Source organism: Glycomyces sp. NPDC049804 (assembly GCF_040674615.1).
GTDB classification, from domain to species: domain Bacteria; phylum Actinomycetota; class Actinomycetes; order Mycobacteriales; family Micromonosporaceae; genus Glycomyces; species Glycomyces niveus.
The window spans coordinates 191,021-208,901 of sequence record NZ_JBFAMQ010000002.1 but is presented as its reverse complement, the minus strand read 5'-3'; the positions used below and the strand labels follow the sequence as shown (position 1 = coordinate 208,901).

At 70.6% G+C, this 17,881-nt stretch carries 17 protein-coding genes; 9 read left to right on the top strand and 8 right to left on the bottom strand.

Going from position 1 to position 17,881, the window contains the following annotated elements; genetic code table 11:
• The first annotated feature begins 6 nt into the window (after positions 1–6).
• Positions 7–378, top strand: coding sequence for an antibiotic biosynthesis monooxygenase (locus AB0K52_RS03405; RefSeq protein ID WP_363525549.1), 372 nt, complete (start codon positions 7–9; stop codon positions 376–378).
• A complete protein-coding gene (locus AB0K52_RS03400; RefSeq protein WP_363525547.1) occupies positions 375–1,250 on the top strand; it encodes a hypothetical protein in 876 nt (291 codons plus the stop codon). The genes AB0K52_RS03405 and AB0K52_RS03400 overlap by 4 nt, the downstream gene beginning before the upstream one ends.
• Here AB0K52_RS03400 and AB0K52_RS03395 read toward each other — a convergent pair.
• A complete protein-coding gene (locus tag AB0K52_RS03395; protein WP_363525544.1) occupies positions 1,247–2,515 on the bottom strand; it encodes a hypothetical protein in 1,269 nt (422 codons plus the stop codon). The genes AB0K52_RS03400 and AB0K52_RS03395 overlap by 4 nt on opposite strands.
• Before the next feature lie 164 nt (positions 2,516–2,679).
• Between AB0K52_RS03395 and AB0K52_RS03390 the strand changes: the two genes are divergently transcribed.
• From AB0K52_RS03390 to AB0K52_RS03380, 3 genes are all read left to right on the top strand, one after another.
• Entirely contained in the window at positions 2,680–4,551 is a 1,872-nt protein-coding gene (locus AB0K52_RS03390; protein WP_363525542.1) for an HSP90 family protein, read from the top strand.
• 48 nt (positions 4,552–4,599) lie between these two features.
• On the top strand, positions 4,600–7,503 hold the full coding sequence (locus AB0K52_RS03385; protein WP_363525539.1) for a tetratricopeptide repeat protein: 2,904 nt from the start codon (positions 4,600–4,602) through the stop codon (positions 7,501–7,503).
• Between the two features lie 277 nt (positions 7,504–7,780).
• Positions 7,781–9,157 (top strand): glycine--tRNA ligase, encoded by a 1,377-nt coding sequence (locus AB0K52_RS03380; RefSeq protein ID WP_363525537.1) that lies wholly within the window; start codon positions 7,781–7,783, stop codon positions 9,155–9,157.
• 22 nt (positions 9,158–9,179) lie between these two features.
• Here the strand turns inward: AB0K52_RS03380 and AB0K52_RS03375 are convergent, their stop codons facing one another.
• Complete coding sequence (locus AB0K52_RS03375; protein ID WP_363525534.1) at positions 9,180–10,070, bottom strand: hypothetical protein; 891 nt, start codon at positions 10,068–10,070, stop codon at positions 9,180–9,182.
• 67 nt (positions 10,071–10,137) lie between these two features.
• Here AB0K52_RS03375 and AB0K52_RS03370 point away from each other — a divergent pair, with 67 nt between their 5' ends.
• Complete coding sequence (locus AB0K52_RS03370) at positions 10,138–11,295, top strand: hypothetical protein (RefSeq protein ID WP_363525531.1); 1,158 nt, start codon at positions 10,138–10,140, stop codon at positions 11,293–11,295.
• A 7-nt stretch (positions 11,296–11,302) separates the two neighbouring features.
• On the opposite strand, the gene AB0K52_RS03365 is transcribed toward AB0K52_RS03370, so the two are convergent.
• The 4 genes from AB0K52_RS03365 to rpmB all read right to left on the bottom strand — a co-directional run bounded on the left by AB0K52_RS03365 (position 11,303) and on the right by rpmB (position 12,445).
• Positions 11,303–11,494 carry a hypothetical protein gene (locus AB0K52_RS03365; protein ID WP_208496426.1) on the bottom strand — a complete coding sequence of 64 codons (192 nt, stop codon included), beginning with the start codon at positions 11,492–11,494 and terminating at the stop codon, positions 11,303–11,305.
• Between the two features lie 195 nt (positions 11,495–11,689).
• Complete coding sequence (rpsN, locus tag AB0K52_RS03360) at positions 11,690–11,995, bottom strand: 30S ribosomal protein S14 (RefSeq protein ID WP_363525528.1); 306 nt, start codon at positions 11,993–11,995, stop codon at positions 11,690–11,692.
• Positions 11,996–12,036: 41 nt separating this feature from the next.
• Positions 12,037–12,207: a 50S ribosomal protein L33 gene (rpmG, locus tag AB0K52_RS03355; RefSeq protein WP_208496430.1), complete on the bottom strand. Its 171-nt coding sequence runs from the start codon at positions 12,205–12,207 to the stop codon at positions 12,037–12,039.
• A 1-nt stretch (position 12,208) separates the two neighbouring features.
• A complete protein-coding gene (gene rpmB, locus AB0K52_RS03350; protein ID WP_363525525.1) occupies positions 12,209–12,445 on the bottom strand; it encodes a 50S ribosomal protein L28 in 237 nt (78 codons plus the stop codon).
• Between the two features lie 63 nt (positions 12,446–12,508).
• Here rpmB and AB0K52_RS03345 point away from each other — a divergent pair, with 63 nt between their 5' ends.
• The 3 genes from AB0K52_RS03345 to AB0K52_RS03335 all read left to right on the top strand — a co-directional run bounded on the left by AB0K52_RS03345 (position 12,509) and on the right by AB0K52_RS03335 (position 15,760).
• Positions 12,509–13,798 carry a GTP-binding protein gene (locus AB0K52_RS03345; RefSeq protein WP_363525522.1) on the top strand — a complete coding sequence of 430 codons (1,290 nt, stop codon included), beginning with the start codon at positions 12,509–12,511 and terminating at the stop codon, positions 13,796–13,798.
• The gene (locus AB0K52_RS03340) at positions 13,795–14,049 is read left to right on the top strand and encodes a type B 50S ribosomal protein L31 (protein ID WP_208496435.1); all 255 of its coding nucleotides are present in this window, start codon (positions 13,795–13,797) and stop codon (positions 14,047–14,049) included. Before AB0K52_RS03345 ends, AB0K52_RS03340 begins: the two co-directional genes overlap by 4 nt.
• A gap of 169 nt (positions 14,050–14,218) precedes the next feature.
• The gene (locus tag AB0K52_RS03335) at positions 14,219–15,760 is read left to right on the top strand and encodes a serine/threonine-protein kinase (RefSeq protein WP_363525519.1); all 1,542 of its coding nucleotides are present in this window, start codon (positions 14,219–14,221) and stop codon (positions 15,758–15,760) included.
• Positions 15,761–15,769: 9 nt separating this feature from the next.
• On the opposite strand, the gene AB0K52_RS03330 is transcribed toward AB0K52_RS03335, so the two are convergent.
• Together AB0K52_RS03330 and dusB are read right to left on the bottom strand one after the other, a co-directional pair.
• Entirely contained in the window at positions 15,770–16,618 is an 849-nt protein-coding gene (locus AB0K52_RS03330; RefSeq protein WP_363525516.1) for an FHA domain-containing protein, read from the bottom strand.
• A gap of 85 nt (positions 16,619–16,703) precedes the next feature.
• Entirely contained in the window at positions 16,704–17,861 is a 1,158-nt protein-coding gene (dusB, locus tag AB0K52_RS03325) for a tRNA dihydrouridine synthase DusB (protein WP_363525513.1), read from the bottom strand.
• Positions 17,862–17,881 lie beyond the last annotated feature (20 nt).

The following is a 17,881-nucleotide window of genomic DNA, read 5'->3' as shown; positions in this document are numbered from 1 at the left end:
TAGCGCGTGCTGGTTGTATATCGTTTCGCCGTAACCGAAGGCGAGACGGACGCGTTCGCCCGCGACGCCGAGGCCGCGCTCGCGGCGCTGGCCTCCTGCGACGGCTACGAACGCGGCGGCCTGGGCCGCGCGCTCGACTCGTTCACCGAAGGCGAGGACACCGCCTGGCTCCTCTGGACCGAATGGCACGACGTCGGCTCCTACCGCCGGGCGCTCTCGAACTACCAGGTGAAGATGTCCACCCCGCTCCTCTCCCGCGCCCTGCCCGAGGCCTCCGGTTTCGAAGTGCTCGCCGAATGCGCCCCGGGCGGCGAACCGCGCCGCGCCGACTCGGACCGCACGGTCGACCCCGCCGAGGCCCGGGAGTCCGCCCGATGACCGACCGGCCGCACGACCCGGCGACCCCCCAAGGGCCGCAAACAGACCGGGAGCCGGACGCGTCCCCCGAACCCGTCCCGATGTCGGTCCCCGTCGAGCCCGTCCCGGTCGAGCCGACGCCCCCGCTGCCGACCGAGACCGCCGGCCCCGCGCCTGAACCCGAGTCGGCGCGGGAGCGCGAACCCGTTGCGGCCGAACCGCACACGAGCGTCCAGCCCGTCGCCGAACCGGCCGCCCCTCCCCAGATCGCCCCCGACCCCGGCTCGGCGCCGATCCCGATGGAGCCCGAGCCCTCCGGCCCCGACCCGGTCTCGCCCGAACCTGCCGCGCCCGTCGCGTTCGCGACCGGCACCGAGGAGACGCTGGCCCTCCCGCCGACCACGAAAGAGGTCGAGCCCGCCCCGGTCCCCTCCACACCTCCGCCGCCGACCGGCGTGCCGGTCCCGTTCGCGGCCCCGCCGGCCGGGCACTCCCGGCACTTCGGCCTGAAGCTCGGCCTCGGCATCGGCGGCGGCGCGCTGGCCGTCATCAGCGTGGTCGTAGCCGTCATGGCCGCCGTATTCGTGTTCACGAACTCGGTCGCCGACAAGGTCGAGGGCACCGCCGAGGACTTCATCGCCGCGATCGCCGAGGACGACTGGGACACCGCCTACGCGATGCTCTGCGAGGACTACCGCGACCGGTCCGGCGCGGAGTACGCCGAGGAATGGGACGACTGGTACGTCGAAGGCGCCGAGGTCCGGCCCATGAACCCCAGCACCGGGACCGTCACCGTCGAATTCGACGACGGCTCGGCCATCGAACTGGTCATCGAGCTCGTGCAGACGCCCGAGAGCCTCTCGACGAGCGTCTGCGGCTGGCGAGCCGTCTAGTAACCGCCGTACGGCGACTGTGGCTGGGGCGGGTACTGCTGTTGCGGCGCTTGGCCGTACGGCCCCGTCTGCTGGGGCGCCTGCGGCTGTTCCTGCACCACCATGATGAGCGGGGTCGGGGGCTTCCCGGGCGTCCACGCCCGCACCCCGGGGGTCAACAGGAGGATGAACACCAGGAGTGCCAGGGCGAGTCTGCCGATACTCCAGCCGAACGCGGGGATCACCGGGTTCACTTGACCGGGCAGCGGCGGCAGGTCGTACATGCCGTCGATGTAGTCGATGGTGACGAAGGCCAGGATCAGGCCCGCACCGAGGACCGCGAGCACCGACCAGATGACGCCGAAGATCCGGCCGCCCGCTCGGCCCTTGAGGATGAGCGGGGCCGTGATGAGCGGGCAGACGATGCAGAGCGCGAAGACCGTGAGGAAGATGAACGGCGGCCAGGTGCCGGCGACGAAGAACGCGTCGAACAGGCTGTAGGTGTACTCCGAGTACGCGATCACGAAGCGCATCAGGTTGACGGTGTTCCACACGGAGAGGGCGGCGAGGAGCAGCATGGCGACCGCGGTGAAGGTCGCGGCGCCCGGGCGCGTAGCGGGGCGTTCGGGCCCGGAGGCACCTTGCGGGGCCATGATTGCCCCCATCGGCGCCGCGCCGGGCATGCCGCCCATCGCCGCGCCGGGGATCGGCACTTCGCCTCTCTGTATGCGGTGCATGAGGATCCACTGCCTTGCCGACTTCGAGCAGAGCAGTCCCAGGAGCGTGCCGTAGAGCCCGACGAGCACGGCGGCGACGGTGAGCATGATGTCGCCGCCGGAGTCGAACATGACGACGCCGAAGACGAACCCCGTGAGGCTCAAGGCGAGTCCGAGGATGGCGCTGACCAGCGACCAGATCCACGCCCAGCGTTTGCCGCGCGCGATCTGCACGCCGCTGGCGAGCGACTGGATCGCCGAGTACACGGCGAACGCGAGGCCGATGAGGCTGAACGGGTTGAACAGCTCGACCATGCTCATGACCGAGAAGACGTTCCCGACGACGCTCACCGCCAGGAAGATGTAGAGGATGACCTGGATGCCGGTGACCGTGCCGGGCTTGGACATCGACAACCCGACCGGGAGCTGCCCGGGGACGGGCTGCTCGGGCGAGTACTGCGCCGGGCCGTACGCGCCGCCGGGGCCCATCTGCTGCGGTCCGGGCGGGGGCGGCGGGGCGGGCCGGTACTGGAGGTGCATCCGGTCCGGGGGCGGGGGCGGCATGGTCATCGGGGCGGAATCCTCTGGTTCTGGGGCTTCGGTAGCGGCCACCTTACCGGAGTTCCCCCAATCGGGCGGTCCGCGCCGGTTCACGGGGATTCGGCCGTGTTCCAAGGGCCCCCAGGCCTCCTCGTCCCGGTTAGTCCTGGGGGTCCTTTTCACGCGTTCCCGTGATGCGGCGGTTTGCTAGTCTGACTGACGCCGAACGACCTCCGAGTGAAGCAGGACGCGCTGTGGTTGAGACAACGCCCACTTCCCATACCTTCCAAGTGGACCTGCGCGGCCTGGTGGACCTCCTGTCGCACCACCTGTACTCCTCGCCGAAGGTCTACGTCCGCGAGTTGCTGCAGAACGCGGTGGACGCCATCACGGCGCGCGCCCTGGCCGACCCCGAGTTCCGGCCCGCGGACCAGCATGTGGCGGTCGTCGCGGACGGCAAGCGGCTGCGGATCACCGATCCCGGTGTGGGCCTGACCCTCGCGGAGGTCCACAAGCTGCTCGCGACCATCGGCGGCTCCTCCAAGCGCGACGAGGAGATCGAAGGCGCGCGCCGGGACTTCCTGGGGCAGTTCGGCATCGGCCTGCTCGCCTGCTTCACGGTCGCGTCGGTCATCACCGTGACCTCGCGTTCGGCGAAGGACCCCGCCGCGCCCGTCGTCAGGTGGGCCGCCCGCGACGACGGCTCGTACACGGTCACCGAAGTGCCGCTCGCCGAGCACCCCGAACCCGGCACCACGGTCGAGCTCGAGGCCCGCCGCGGCGAGGACTGGCTGCGGCCCAAGCGTGTCGTCGACCTGGCCCGCGAGTACGGGTCGCTGCTCCCGGTGCGCATCACCGTCTCCGACGGCGGCACCCCGGTGGACGTCACGGACGCGCCGCCGCTGTGGGAACGGGAACATCCGACCCCGACCGCGCGCCGCCTCGCACTGAACTCGTACTGCGAGACCGTGCTCGGCTTCCCGCCGCTCGACGTGATCGACCTCGACGTGCCGCTCGCCGGCATCAAGGGGGTCGCGTTCGTCCTCCCGCACGCCACCTCGCCCTCGACGCGCCCGGCGCACCGCGTGCACCTCAAGAAGATGCTCCTGACCGACACCGCGGACAACCTGGTCCCCGAATGGGCGTTCTTCGTGCGCTGCGTGATCGACACGGACGCGCTGCGCCCCACCGCGTCCCGCGAATCGCTGTACGACGACGAGGCGCTCGCGGTCGCGCGCGACGCGATCGGCGCGCAGATCCGCGAGTGGATCTCCCGCCTCGCCGCCGAGGACCCGACCCGCCTGGAGGCCTTCCTCGCCGTGCACGAGCTCGGCGTGAAGGCCCTCGCCCGCCACGACCCCGAACTGCTCGCGGCGATGCTGCCGTGGCTGCGCTTCGAGACCACCGCCGGGCACACCAACCTGCCCGACTTCGCCCGCGCCTACCAGCCGGTCTACCTCGCCGCCAGCGTGGAGGAGTACCGGCAGGTCGCGCCGATCGCCGCCGCGCAGGGCATCGGCGTCGTCAACGGCGGCTACACCTACGACGCGGAGCTGGTGCAGGCCCTGCCGCGCCTCGACCCGCAGGTCAAGGTCGAGAACCTGCAGCCGGGCGTGATCTCGGCGAGCCTCGACCCGGTCGACACCGGCACCGAACTGGCGCTGCGGTCCTTCCTCAACGCCGCGAAGGCCCGCCTCGACGCGGTCGACGTCGACGTGGTCGTGCGCGAGTTCAATCCCGTCTCGGTGCCCGCCCTGCTCCTCGACGACCGCGAGTCCCGGCGCGAGCGCCAGCGGGCCGAGGCCGAGGCGCAGGCCGACGACCTGTGGGGCGGCATCCTCGCCTCCATCAAGCAGCACGCGCCGCGCGCCCAGCTCGTCCTCAACCACCGCAACCCCACCGTCCGCCGCATCGCCGGGATCGGCGACCCGCAGCTCGCGGGCACCGCGGTCGAGTCCCTGTACGGGCAGGCGCTCCTGATGAGCCACCGGCCGCTGCGCAGCGCCGACACCGCGCTCCTCAACCGCTCGTTCATGAACCTGCTGGAACACATCACGCAGGACTGAACCGCCCGGCACGGCTCACTCCTCCACATAGGACATTTAAGGACTGGTATGGCCACTCCCGACCCCGACGAGATCTGGCGACTGCTCAACGAGGCCCGCTTCGAAGAGGCCAGCGAGGCGAAGGTCGCGGCCCTCGAGCGGGCGGTCGAGGCCGCCGACGCCGTCGGCGACCCCGAGCTCCAGAACTACGCCCTCAACGGCCTCGTCGACGCCTACGAGTTCTCCCGCGACTCGACCCGCCTCCTCGTCCCGTTCGCCCGGCTCCTGCGCAACTTCGACTCCCATCCCGAGCACTTCGACGCCTACCTGACGCGCTCCCTGTACTGGACCTTCAAGTGGATCGTCGACAAGATGATCGAGCAGCCCGACGTGCCGCTCGAGTCCATCGAGCACTGGCTCCAGGAGATGCGCCGCCGCTACGCCGAGGCCGGCTACTCGATGCACGCCCCGGCCGCCTACGAGATGCAGCTGGCCTACCACGTCGGCGACTACGACCGGGTCGCCGCCGCGATCGAGTCCCTCGGCGAGGCCGAGGAGGACGAGATGTCCGACTGCACCGCCTGCCAGTACACCTCCTTGGCCACCATCGTGTTCTACGCCGAAGAGGACTCCGCCGACGCCGCCATGGAGATGCTCGAGCCCGTCCTCTCCGGCGAGCAGACCTGCGCCCACGAACCCCACTACGGCCTCGCGCTCTCCCTCCTGCCCCTGGTCGAACTCGGCCGCATCGACGAGGCCCGCGCCAACCACCTGCGCGGCTACCAGATGTGCAAGGGCAAAGAGGACATGGTCGCCATGTGGGCGCTCCACGTCGAGTTCTGCGCCCTCACCGGCAACGAGCACCGCGCCGTCGAGATCCTCGCCGACCACGCCCGCTTCTTCGACCTCGACCTCGGGGTGCGCGACCGCCAGCGCCTCATGGAGGTCGCCGTCCTCACCTGCCGCCGCCTCGCCGCCCTCGGGCACGCCGACACCCCGATCCCCGGCCCCGGCGGCAGGGAGTGGCGGGCCGCCGAGCTGCACGACTGGGCCGAGGCCGAGCGCAAGGCGATCTGCGCCCGCTTCGACGCCCGCAACGGCAACGACCACCACTCCACGATGAGCGGCTGCGTCGTCGACTCCACCCCCTACGACAAGCCGGTCCACTTGGGCCTCAAGGAGCCCCGGCCGGCCGCGGTGATCGCGCCGCCCGCGCCGGACCAGGTCCAGGGGCCCGACCTGGACGCCGCGATCGACGCCGCGTACGCCGCGTACGACGACTGCTCGCCCGACACCTGGAAGGCCTGGCTGAAGGTCGGCGCCCTCGCCGACGCGCTCGGCATCGAGCTCATCGCCGAGCACCGCGCCGAGATCGCCCACGCCGAGTCCGCGCAGTCGGACGACCCCGCCGCGATCGCCGACGGCCTCACCCGCGCCATCGAGCTGTTCGGCGCCGCCGGGCAGCCGGGCCGGGCGCTCGTCGCCGAGTCGTTCCTCCTCATCCACCGCTCCGAGACCGAGCCCGAGGGCACCCGCGAAGGCGCCGAGCGCATCACCGAGACGGCCCGCGCGCTGAACGCCGAGCAGCGGATCGACGACCGCAGCTACCACACGAGCCAGGTCCTCGCGATGCGAGCCGAGTACCTCGCCGGCACCGCCCGGCCGGGCACGCTCGCGGAGGACCTCGACGACCGCGCCCGCGTGCTCGACGCCGAGCTCGCGGCCCACCCCGAGCGCCGCTACGCGCTCATCCGCCGCTGCGACCTGCTCGACCTGCGCGCCCGCCTCGAGACCGACCCGGCCGCGAAGACCGCGCTCCTCACCGCCCAGATCGAGCTCGCCCGCGCCGCCGAGGCCGGGTGGGCCGTCGCGCGGGCCAGTGCCGACCTCGCCGACCAGGTCGGCCTCACCGGCGATTTCGAGGCGGCCCTGGAGATCTGCCGTGACGGCCTGGCAGCGCTCGGCGGCGAGCCCGCCCACACGGTGGCCGCGAAGCTCCACCTGCAGGCCGCGGAATTCACGATGCGCGCGGCCGACCACGCCGCGACGTACGAGCACGCGCTGGCCGCGTCCGTCCACTGCGACGCCGCCGGGATGACCGTCCCGGCCGCCGTCGCCCGCCACCTCATGGGCGTCGCGCTCGTGGAGATGGACCGGCGGGCCGAGGCCGTGCCGCTCCTTGAGGCCGCCCTGGACGACCTGCCGGACCAGGAGCTGTGGCGGATCTGCAACGTGCGCTTCAACCTCGCCGAGTCCTACGACCGGCAGGGCGACACCCGCCAGGGCGTCGAGCACGGGCTGGCGGCGCTCGCGCTCATGGAGTCGGCGGAGGAGGACTACCTCGTCAACCTGTACGCGGACACGCTGTTCCTCACCGGGGAGCTGCTCGAGAAGCTCGGGGAGCACGACCACGCCCTCGAGGTGTACACGCGCGCGATCGAGGCCGCCGACACCGTCGGCGACCTCGCGTCCTGGACCCGCGTGAGCCGCGCCCGCGCGTGGCTGCTGCGCACCATCATGGGCGACTCCGCGTTCGGCGAGGGCCTGCAGACGATGGCGCAGATCGCCGCCCGGCTGCACGCGGTGCGCGCCGACACCGAGGCGCCCGCGACCCTGCGCGAGGCCGCCCGGTTCGAGCTCGGCGAGACCTACCGGCAGCACGCCCAGCTGACCTTCCAGTTCCTGGAGAGCCAGGCGGGCGAGCAGGGCCTGCACCGGGACGAGGCCGAGCCGGTGCTGGACCTGCAGCGCCGCGCGCTGGCCGTGTTCCGGGAGGGGCCGCTGCTGCTGGAGCGGGCGAGCCTGACCGCGCACCAGACGATGTGGCTGCTCTCGGAGCTGGGGGACCCGCAGGGGGCGATCACGGTGGGGGAGGACGCGCTGACCTGGCTCACCGCGCCGGAGTCCGCCGAGGCCAGGGAGGGTTTCGAGCAGCATCTGGCGGACCTGCGCGAGGGCGACCTCGCCAACTGACGGCTCACCAGTTCGCCGAGGCCGGAGCGTTGGAGGGACGCGACTCGCTGAGCGGGCCGCGAGGAGCGGGGCCGCCCCTGCGAGGTACGCTTGCTCACTGGCGGACGCACGCACTCTGCCAATTTACGGCTCGCAAGCGTCGCCGAGAGTGCGTGCTCCGAGGATCGGAACCGGTCGTGAAACCGGTTTGACCGAGGGCCGCCGCTCGAACAGTCTGGTTCGAGAACACAACCATCCGCAGTCTCACCGACCGCCAGCCGGATCGAGAGGAATCATCGTGTCCCAAGACCGCACCGAAGCGCTCATCAGCCTGTCCAAACGCCGCGGCTTCGTCTTCCCCAGTTCGGAGATCTACGGAGGCACCCGCTCCGCTTGGGACTACGGCCCGCTCGGTGTGGAGCTGAAGGAGAACATCCGCCGCGAGTGGTGGAACGCGATGGTGCGCGAGCGCGACGACGTGGTGGGCCTCGACTCGGCCGTGGTCCTCAACCCGCAGGTGTGGGTCGCCTCCGGCCACCTCGAGGAGTTCACGGACCCGCTCACCGAGTGCCAGTCCTGCCACAAGCGCTACCGCGCCGACCACCTCATCGAGGCGTACCAGGAGAAGCACGACGGCCGGGAGCCCGAGAACGGCCTCGCCGACCTCACCTGCCCGCACTGCGGCGCCCGCGGCTCCTTCACCGAGCCGCGCATGTTCAACGGCATGATGAAGACCTTCCTCGGCGCCACCGAGGACTCCGAGAACACGCACTACCTGCGCCCGGAGACCGCGCAGGGCATCTTCGTGAACTTCACGAACGTCATGACCGCCTCGCGCCGCAAGCCCCCGTTCGGCATCGCGCAGACCGGCAAGTCGTTCCGCAACGAGATCACGCCGGGCAACTTCATCTTCCGCACCCGCGAGTTCGAGCAGATGGAGATGGAGTTCTTCGTCGAGCCGGGCACGGACGAGGAATGGCACGAGTACTGGCTGCAGACCCGCTGGGACTGGTACGTCGACCTCGGCCTCAAGCCCGAGAACCTGCGCCGGTACGAGCACCCCAAGGACAAGCTCTCGCACTACTCGAAGCGCACCGTCGACATCGAGTACAAGTTCAACTTCGCCGGCAGCGAGTTCGGCGAGCTCGAGGGCATCGCCAACCGCACCGACTTCGACCTGTCGACCCACTCGAAGCACTCGGGCGCGGACCTGTCCTACTTCGACCAGGCCAAGGGCGAGCGCTGGACCCCGTACGTGATCGAGCCCGCGGCGGGCCTGACCCGTTCGGTGCTGGCCTTCCTCATCGAGGCGTACGACGTGGACGAGGCCCCGAACACCAAGGGCGGTGTCGACAAGCGCACCGTGCTCCGCTTCGACCCGCGCCTGGCGCCGGTCAAGGCCGCGGTCCTGCCGCTGAGCCGCAACGAGGACCTGTCGCCGAAGGCGAAGGACCTGGCCGCGACCCTGCGCAAGCGCTGGAACGTGGACTTCGACGACGCGGGCGCGATCGGCCGCCGCTACCGCCGCGCCGACGAGATCGGCACGCCGTACTGCATCACGGTCGACTTCGACACCCTCGAAGACCAGGCCGTGACGATCCGCGACCGCGACTCGATGAAGCAGGAGCGCGTCGCGATCGACCAGGTCGAGCGCTTCCTCCTGGAACGGCTCTGACGCCTCGAGCGCCTGTGAGCGACTAGAACCGGCTGGGGCCGATCTCGATCCGATCGAGGTCGGCCCCTTCCGGTATCCACTCCTCGGTGAGGTCCACGTACTGCGCCGACTCGCCTTCCGGCAGCGCCCGGAACGAACCCGAGTAGTACTCGGTCTCCATGTCGGCGGGCACCCCGCCGATCAAGCGCCCCTCCTCGTCGCGGAACAGCAGCGAGATCTGCGTCTCGGTCGCCACGGCGGCGTCAGCCGTGAAGTGCACTCGGTACCCGGTGGGGCTCGCCAGCGGCTCGAGGTCGCCGAGCTCGAACTCCGGCAGCGGGTCGCCCGGCTGGCCGAACGTCCCGTCGCCGGTGACGACGTCCTCTTCGTACAGCATGGACGGCTCGGTCGTCGTCAGCTCCAGCTCGGCGAGGTCGATCGCGCTCGCGTCGGCGGCCATCACGTAGCCGATCGCCGCGGTCGACCGCGGCGGGATCGAGCCGAGGTACACCGTGTCGAGGTCGACCGGGTAGCCGCGCTCGGTCCTGGTCTGGATCGACAGCCCGCCGGGCAGCAGCTCCCCGTCGTGCGGGTTGCGGACCACGACGGCGACGAGCACCATCTCGAGGCCGTCGACGGCGACCCGGCTGAAGCCGTGCTCGACGATCTCGAGCTCGACCTCCTCCTCGTAGTACGCCGCCTCGTCGCTGTAGTCCCCGAGCTCCTCCGGCCCTCCCGAGGGCTCCTCGTCGACCGTGACGACTTTCGAGTCCGTTCCCGGCGGGTGCTCGATCGCGACGACCAGCGCCACGGCCGAGACCACGAGCGCGATGACGAACGGCAGGCGCGGCAGCAGCTCCGCCCGCATGTGGGCGTGCGTCGCCGCGTCCCGCAGCGCGCGGGCGGTGCGACGGGGCCACCGGTTCGAGGGCATGGGGTTCCTTGCTGAGACCGCTACACTTTCCACAGACAACGGTAGCAGTCGAGTCACAGGAGCGAGGGTGTCCGAATCCCCCTCCCCGCAGCGGTGGGGCGAGGAGCACATGATCGATCTGGGAGCCCTCGGCGAACCCGGCCCGGCTCCCGGCCCCGACCCGTCGCCCGGCCGCCGCCTCCCGCGAATCCCCAACGTCGCCTTGGCCTATGCGGCCGTCGCCGTCGCGCTCGCGGCCGCGGTGATCGCCGTCGTCAAATGGTCCCCGCTGCACCGGCCCATCGCCGAGTCCACTGTGGTCGACTTCCTCGAGGCCGTCCACGAGGGCGACGTGGCGGCCGCGCTGGCCCTCACCGACCTGGAGGACGCCGAAGGCCCCTTCCTGGTCCCCGAGGCGCTCGACTCCAGCTGGGTGATCACCGAGGTCGAGCAGGTCGCCTACGAGGAGGGCGACAAGGGGCACGCGAACGCCCAGGTCTACGCCGAGATCGAGGACCTCGACGGCAACCGCATCGGGCACCGCTACCACGTGGTCGTCGACAAGGGCGAGGCCGAGATCCAGCGGCCCATGGTCGAGGTCGAGGCCTGGGGCTCCCTGGACTACCTCGACCTCAACGGCGTCAGGTTCGCGATCGACTTCAACCAGGGCCCGGCGTACATCATGCTCCTGCCCGGGTTCTACGAGTTCTACCCCGACCTGCCGTCCACGATGGAACTCGATGGCAGTCCCACGATCCTCGCGCTGGGGAACAAGTTCCTCTCGATCGAGGACGACTACGTCGACACCTGGATGCCCACGCCCTGGCTGGTGGTCTCCCAGGAGGGCGAGGACGAGGTGAACGCGGCCATCCGCGAGTTCTACGACGCCTGCGCCGCCGAACCCGAAGGCGAGGGCTGCCCGTTCGCGTTCCCCGAGGACCCCGACCGCGAACTCGCGCTGGCCCCCGGCGAGCACTGGGACGTGGTGTCCTACCCCGAGGTGAGCGCCGACCGGCTCTGGTACGAGCACGAGGCCGGATTCGCCCTCGAGTCCTCCGTGGCGGGAGAGGCGCGGGCGCGCGTCGAGATCGCCGAGGACGGCGGGACGCGCACGGCACTGGTGAGCTGCCCCTTCTGGGTGAACGGGCTGCACGCCGCCTTCGACGACGAGAGCGGCTTCGTGATCGACCCCCGGCACGGCCTCTCAGAGGACCGCTGCCGGGCGGTCGTCGAGATCGACGAGTGAACGGCGCCTATTCGCCGTGGATGACGCAGCCGCAGTCGATCCAGTCGTGCTCGACCTGATCGGTGTGCGTGATGGAGTAGTTCGCGCGGCTCTCGGACGCCCAGAGGGCGGCGGGGCTGGCGGGCACGTCAGCGGCGGTCGCGGCGAGCGGTTCGGTCTCACTCGCCTCGGCCGGCGCGGTCTCCAATTGCTGGGCCATCACTCTCTTGCTCCTTCGTTCACCGAGTCAAACGCAGGAGGAGCTCACATGGTTCCGGGCTTGAGAGCAGTCTCACAGCGCACTCGCAAACCCCAGGGTAGCGCCCTCTTGCGACGGACGTATAACGCTTTCATTCCATAGCGTCGCAAGAGAGCGCTGGCCGCCTGGGTTATTTGTCTGATATGAGGTGAATTATTACCAGGACGCTTTACGCAGACCGGGCAATTCGCCGCGATGCGCCATCGCCCTGAGTCGGACACGCGACAGTCCGAATCTGCGATTGAAACCACGTGGACGGCCGTCCACGACGTCCCGGTTCCGCAGCCGCGTCGCCGACGAGTCTCGCGGGAGCCGCTGCAGCTTCACCACGGCCGCCGCGCGGGTCGCCGGGTCGGTGTCCGGGTGCGAGACGAGCCGCTTCAACTCGGCCCGCTGCTCGCGGTAGCGCTCGACGAGCGCCTCCCGCTTCAGCTGCTTGGCGATCATGCTCTGCTTCGCCATCTAGCGTTCCTCCCCGCTGTGCTTCATGTTCCGGGTCGTCACTAGCGTTCCTCCCGGAAGTCGACGTGCTTGCGCACGACCGGGTCGTACTTCTTGAGGACCATCCGGTCCGGGTCGTTGCGGCGGTTCTTGCGGGTCACGTACGTGTAGCCGGTCCCCGCCGTCGACCGCAGCTTGACCACGGGCCGCACATCGGTGCTCTTGCTCGCCATCTCAGACCTTCTTCCCTTCCGCCCGCAGGCGCGCCACGACGGCTTCGATCCCGTCGCGGTCGATCACCTTGATGCCCTTGGTCGACACCCGCAACCGCACGTGCCTGCCCTCGCTGGGCAGGAAGTACCGCTTGTGCTGCAGGTTGACGTTCCACTTGCGCCGGGTCTTCTTCTTCGACCACGGCACGTTGTTGCCGAAGCCGGGGCCGGCGCCGGTCACCTCGCATGTTCTGGACACGGTCGTCCTCCTCTCGCAGCAACCAGTATAATGACAATCGTTTTCAAATAGATCGGAGGCCTCATGAGCCAGCTCGCACAGCCCGGTTTCGAAATCTCACCCGCCGACCTGCGGCCGGCGCTGACGCTCCTGACCGGCATCGCCCCCAAGGCGACCCGCGAGGCCGCCGAACTCCTCACCCGAGCCGACCCCGGCCTCCTCGTCGTGACCTACGACCTCGCCGAACTCCTCGACGCCGGCATCGTCCGCCGCACTGTGCACGACGGCCGCGGACTCATCGAAGACGAGCGCGTCACCCTCGAGCACGGCTGCATCAACTGCACGATCCGCGAAGACCTCCTCCCCGCCCTCGTGCGCCTCGCCCGCGCCCGGCCCGCCAACGACCTCGCGCTCGTCCTCCCGCCCTCCATGGAGCCCGAGGCCGTCACCACCGCCTGCGGCTGGAGCCACGTCGACGGCGCGCCCGTCTCCGACGCCATCCGCATCGACTCCGTCGTCGCCGTCTGCGACCCCGAGACCCTCCTCGAGACCCTCGACTCCGACCAGGACCTCGCCGACCGCGGCCTCCAGGCCGCCGACGACGACACCCGCTCCGTCTCCGAGGTCGCCGCCCGCCAGATCGAATTCGCCGACACCGTCCTGCTCTGGGCACCCGGCTCCGATCCGGACTACGAGCACACCCGCCTCTCGGTCCTCCTCCAGCGCCTCAACCCCTGGTCCAGGCACCTCGTCCTCGACCTGCCCGAACCCGCGGTCTCGGCGACGCTTGCGAGCCGTAAATTGGCGCAGTTCTCGGCCCGCATCCGCCGCAGCGGCCGCTTCGACCCCGAAGCGCCCGAGCCCTACGGCCGCGGCATCGAGGGATACGCCGTCGGCTGCCACGAGCCCGAACCGGACTGCGGCGTCGTCGCCACCCTCTACCGCGCCCGCCGCCCCTTCCACCCCGAGCGCTTCCACCAGGCCCTCCCGACCCTCACCGGACGCACCCTCCGCGGGCGCGGCCACCTCTGGCTCGCCGGGCAGCCCGACCTGATCGTGGCCTGGGAGTCCAGCGGCGGCGGCGTCTCGATGGGGGACATGGGGCGCTGGCTCGCGGCCACCCCCGACGAGGAGTGGGAGGAGTCGAGCCCCGAGCGGCGCGTCTACGCCGACCTGCATTGGGACGCCGATTTCGGCGACCGCGAGATTCAACTCGCGTTCGTGGGTATCCACTTCGAGGCCGACGAGCTGACCGCGGCCCTCGACGCCTGCCTGCTCACCGACGCCGAAGTGGCCGAAGGCACCGCCGCCTGGCGGGAATACCCCGACCCCTTCGAAGGTTGTTTCGAAAGCAAGGAGAGGAACCAGGAATGAAGCAAGGTATTCACCCGAAGTACGACTACGTCGTGTTCCGCGACCGCGCAGCGGACTTTTCCTTCCTCACTCGGTCCACGGCCGGCTCGGCCGAGACCGTCGAGTGGGAGGACGGCAAGACCTACCCGGTGATCGACGTGCAGATCTCTTCCGCGTCGCACCCGTTCTGGACCGGCAAGAGCCGCGTCCTGGACGACGAGGGCCGGGTCGCCAAGTTCTACAAGAAGTACGGCAAGACGCCCGCCGAGTAAAGGCGCGACGAGACCAAGGGGGACCTCCCGGCACCGGAGGTCCCCCTTTCGCGTGGGGCGGCTTGCATCACCGCCCGTTCATTTGGTTACATGGCAATTGCTCGGGGGTGAACCGGTTTCGACCGTGTTCGGCACACACCCTTCCTCCCGAACCGAAGGCACCGCCCCTATGGACGACACCGCCTCCCCGTTCCCTCCCCGTGACGAACTCGCCCGGTCGCTGCCGGGTTACGTCCTCGACCCCGATCCCTTCAGCGCCACCAACATGAGCCAGATCTACCTGGCCGCCGACACCAAGCTGCACCACCGCAAGGTCGCGGTCAAGATCATGGCCGACTACCTGGCCCAGCACCCCGTGTACCGCAAGCGGTTCCTCCGCGAGATCCAGCTCATGGCGAACCTCGAGCACCCCAACATCATGTACGTGCTCACCGCCTCCGGCGAGCACGACCACGGCCTGCTCTACCTGGTCATGCCCCGCGCCGACCACGACCTCAAGCGCCTGCTCGAAGACGGCGGGCTCGACCTCGCCAAGACCGCCGACGTCGTTACTCAGACCGCCCGGGCACTGGACCACGCCCACGGGCACGGCGTCGTCCACCGCGACGTCAAACCCGGCAACATCCTCTTCGGGGCCGACGGCCACGTGTACCTGACCGACTTCGGCGTCGCCAAGGACCGCTTCGGCGAAGACCTCACCGCCACAGGGGAATCCATCGGCACCCGCGGCTACACCGCACCGGAGGTGTTCGACGCCCGGCCCGACGAGGCCGCAGCGGCCGACCCGTCCGACCCGGCCCGCATGCTGCCGTGCACCCCGCGCGAACGCGCCGGCGACGTCTACTCGCTCGGAGCCGTGCTCTACCACTGCCTCACCGGCCGCCGGCCCTTCGACAACGCCGACGGGATCGCCGCGGCCGACCAGCAGCGCCGCGGCGACCTCGTCCCGGTGAGTGCCCTCCGCGACCACGTCCCCGCCGAGATCGACGCCGTGGTCGCCAAGGCCATGCACCTGGACCCGGACCAGCGCTACCGCACCTGCGGCGACCTCGCCGCAGCGTTCACCCAGGCACTCGGCGTCGCCCAGGACGGCGCGGCCCTGCCGATCCTCCGCGACATCCAGGACCGCCTGCGCACCGGACCCGCCGACCGCGACCGCACGGCGGCCCTCGCCGCGTCCGCGCCGGCCCCCGCCGCGCAGCACCGGACCATGCTGCTCAGCGTCCTGTCCGCGGTGCTCGCCGTCGCGCTCGCGGGCGGCCTGCTGCTGTACCAGCTCTTCACCGCCGAAGACGGCGACGCCGCCGCGGATCTCGCGGGCGACGGCGCCTCGTCGTCCGCTTCCGCGTCGCCGACCGTGAACCTCGAGCCGCCGTCGCCGACCGTGGCGCCCGTGACGGGGGACGCCAGGGCGTCGCGCCGCCCCGTCGAAGGCGAGTGCGTCGTCGACCACCCCGACGACTGGATCGTGGTCGCGTGCGACTCGCCGCTCGCGGACGAGCTCATCTTCAAGATCGTGATGAACCCCGAGGACCCGAACCCCATGCAGCCCAACCACGACGACGCCGCCTGGGAGGCCTGCCGCGGCGAGGGCTACGACTTCGACTACGAGTGGTACTGGAACGACTCGCTCGACGAGGACGAGTCCGGCCGCGAGTGGGATCCCGAGGTCGACAGGATCCGCTACATCATGTGCTACGTGGAGCTCTGACCGGCGCGGTCAGGCGCCGGAGCGTTCGGCGGCGTCGAACGGCTCGAGGTCCTCGGGCGTGAGCGTCGTGCTCTGCAGCAGCGCGCGGATGAGGTTGTCGTTGAGCGCGTTGCCGAGCGGTTCGCCGAACACCTCGCTGCGGCGCAGCCCGTAGACGCGGTGCTTGTAGTCCGGGGCCGAGAGCCGCTCGCGCACCGACGCGACGACGCGGGCGACGGTCCTCTCGTTCCAGTCCCGGTCCTTCGGGCCGGGCAGCCCGGCCATGTCCCCGGCCACGGTCTTCCAGGACACCGGCTGCGGCTGCGCCAGGCCCCGCAGGTACCGCTGCGCCAGCGAGGCGATCACGAGCCGCTCGGTGCGGCTCAGCAGGTGCACCACCGGCACCGCGGTCTCGTCCTCGGGCGCGGCCTCGCCGTCGGGGCGCTTGCCGCCGATGACGCGGATCTCGAGGAAGTGGACCTCTTCGCGCGGGTTGCCGATGTAGACGGGCGTGTAGGCGTCCTCGACCAGGCGCTCCTGGCCTCGGAGCAGCATGGCGTCGCCGGGGAACAGCATCGGCAGCCGGCCTTCGTTGCGCATCGTCCACTCGCTGCCGTGGCAGATGAGGCGGCCGTGGCGGCGGCTGATCCGGTCGTCGGTGACGCCGAGCGGGAGGTTGACGTTGTCTTTGTCGCGCCCGAAGAGCAGTTCGTACGGTCGCGGCGGCACCGCCCAGCCCCGGTAGGCCGAGAGCGCGAAGACCGTGCCCAGTGGCGGGTACGGCAGCGGGTCCTCGCCTTCGGGCGCCTCGGGGACGCCGGCGGCGAGACTGCGCACCCACGGGGGGAGCACTTGCGGGTAGAAGGCCTGGTCGGTCATGCGGTGGCACCGTCCTCTCGGGGCAATGGAGTCCGGTTCCCATTGTGCCTACAGCGGGTGCGGGACCCCTCCCGCGAGCGCCGGGTCAGCCGCCCGAGGAGTCGATCTCGGCGCCTTCGGGCACCGTGAGGTCGTCGCGGTCGTCGAGCCAGCCGTCGGGCAGGCTCACCTTGCCGGGACTGTTGGTGCGGCCGCGCGGCTTGCCGATGGTCGACTCGGGGAAGGGCGCGTCCGCGTCGAGCTTGCCGAGCAGGTCTTCGAGCTCGTTGAGGTGCGAGACCATCGAGAGCTCGCGGCGCAGCTCGCCGCCGACCGGGAAGCCCTTGAGGTACCAGGCGACGTGCTTGCGGAACTCGCGGCAGCCGTGCTCCTCGGCGTCGATGTTGCGCCGGGCCTCGTACGACTCGGCGCCCGCGATCCACTCGACGAGCAGTTCGGCGTGGCGGTACATGACCTTCGCGACCTCGCCGAGGGACGGCATGATGCGCTTGACCTCGCCCCTGAACCCGGCTTCGAGGTCGCCGAACAGCCACGGCCGCCCGAGGCAGCCGCGTCCGACCACGACGCCGTCGCAGCCGGTCTGCTCGACCATGCGGAGCGCGTCGTCGGCCTCCCAGATGTCCCCGTTGCCCAGCACCGGCAGGTCCAGGTGCTCCTTCAGCGAGGCGATGGCGTCCCAGTCGGCCGTGCCCGAGTACCGCTCGGCGGCGGTGCGCCCGTGCAGCGCGACCCACGCGACGCCCGCGTCCTGGGCGATCTTCCCCGCTTCGAGGTAGGTCAGGTGGTCGTCGTCGATGCCCTTGCGCATCTTCACGGTCACCGGGAGGTCGCCGGCGGCCTTGACGGCGGCCGTGACGATCTCGCGGAACAGCCCGCGCTTCCACGGCAGGGCCGAGCCGCCGCCGCGGCGGGTGACCTTCGGGACGGGGCAGCCGAAGTTGAGGTCGATGTGGTCGGCGAGATCCTCGTCGGCGACCATCTGCACGGCCTTGCGCATCCCGGCCGGGTCGACGCCGTACAGCTGCAGGCTGCGGGTCTTCTCTTCCGGGTCGAACTCGATGAGCCGCATGGTCTTCGGGTTGCGCTCGGTGAGCGCCACCGTCGTGATCATCTCGCACACGTAGATCCCGGCGCCCTGCTCGCGGCAGAGCTTGCGGAAGGGCAGGTTCGTGATCCCGGCCATGGGCGCCAGCACCACGGGCGGGTCGACCGTGGCGCCTGCGAGCGAGAGCTGCTTTGTCACCGGTCCATTATTCCAGCGGA

What these genes read in the sequence shown, in the direction of transcription:
- AB0K52_RS03365 (WP_208496426.1), bottom strand. Translation starts at nt 11,494, where the DNA reads ATGGCCCAGCAATTGGAGACCGCGCCGGCCGAGGCGAGTGAGACCGAA.
- AB0K52_RS03345 (WP_363525522.1), top strand. Translation starts at nt 12,509, where the DNA reads ATGAGCCAGCTCGCACAGCCCGGTTTCGAAATCTCACCCGCCGACCTG.
- AB0K52_RS03340 (WP_208496435.1), top strand. Translation starts at nt 13,795, where the DNA reads ATGAAGCAAGGTATTCACCCGAAGTACGACTACGTCGTGTTCCGCGAC.
- AB0K52_RS03400 (WP_363525547.1), top strand. Translation starts at nt 375, where the DNA reads ATGACCGACCGGCCGCACGACCCGGCGACCCCCCAAGGGCCGCAAACA.
- AB0K52_RS03335 (WP_363525519.1), top strand. Translation starts at nt 14,219, where the DNA reads ATGGACGACACCGCCTCCCCGTTCCCTCCCCGTGACGAACTCGCCCGG.
- AB0K52_RS03395 (WP_363525544.1), bottom strand. Translation starts at nt 2,515, where the DNA reads ATGACCATGCCGCCCCCGCCCCCGGACCGGATGCACCTCCAGTACCGG.
- AB0K52_RS03375 (WP_363525534.1), bottom strand. Translation starts at nt 10,070, where the DNA reads ATGCCCTCGAACCGGTGGCCCCGTCGCACCGCCCGCGCGCTGCGGGAC.
- rpsN (WP_363525528.1), bottom strand. Translation starts at nt 11,995, where the DNA reads ATGGCGAAGCAGAGCATGATCGCCAAGCAGCTGAAGCGGGAGGCGCTC.
- AB0K52_RS03330 (WP_363525516.1), bottom strand. Translation starts at nt 16,618, where the DNA reads ATGACCGACCAGGCCTTCTACCCGCAAGTGCTCCCCCCGTGGGTGCGC.
- AB0K52_RS03385 (WP_363525539.1), top strand. Translation starts at nt 4,600, where the DNA reads ATGGCCACTCCCGACCCCGACGAGATCTGGCGACTGCTCAACGAGGCC.
- rpmG (WP_208496430.1), bottom strand. Translation starts at nt 12,207, where the DNA reads ATGGCGAGCAAGAGCACCGATGTGCGGCCCGTGGTCAAGCTGCGGTCG.
- AB0K52_RS03390 (WP_363525542.1), top strand. Translation starts at nt 2,680, where the DNA reads ATGCGGCGGTTTGCTAGTCTGACTGACGCCGAACGACCTCCGAGTGAA.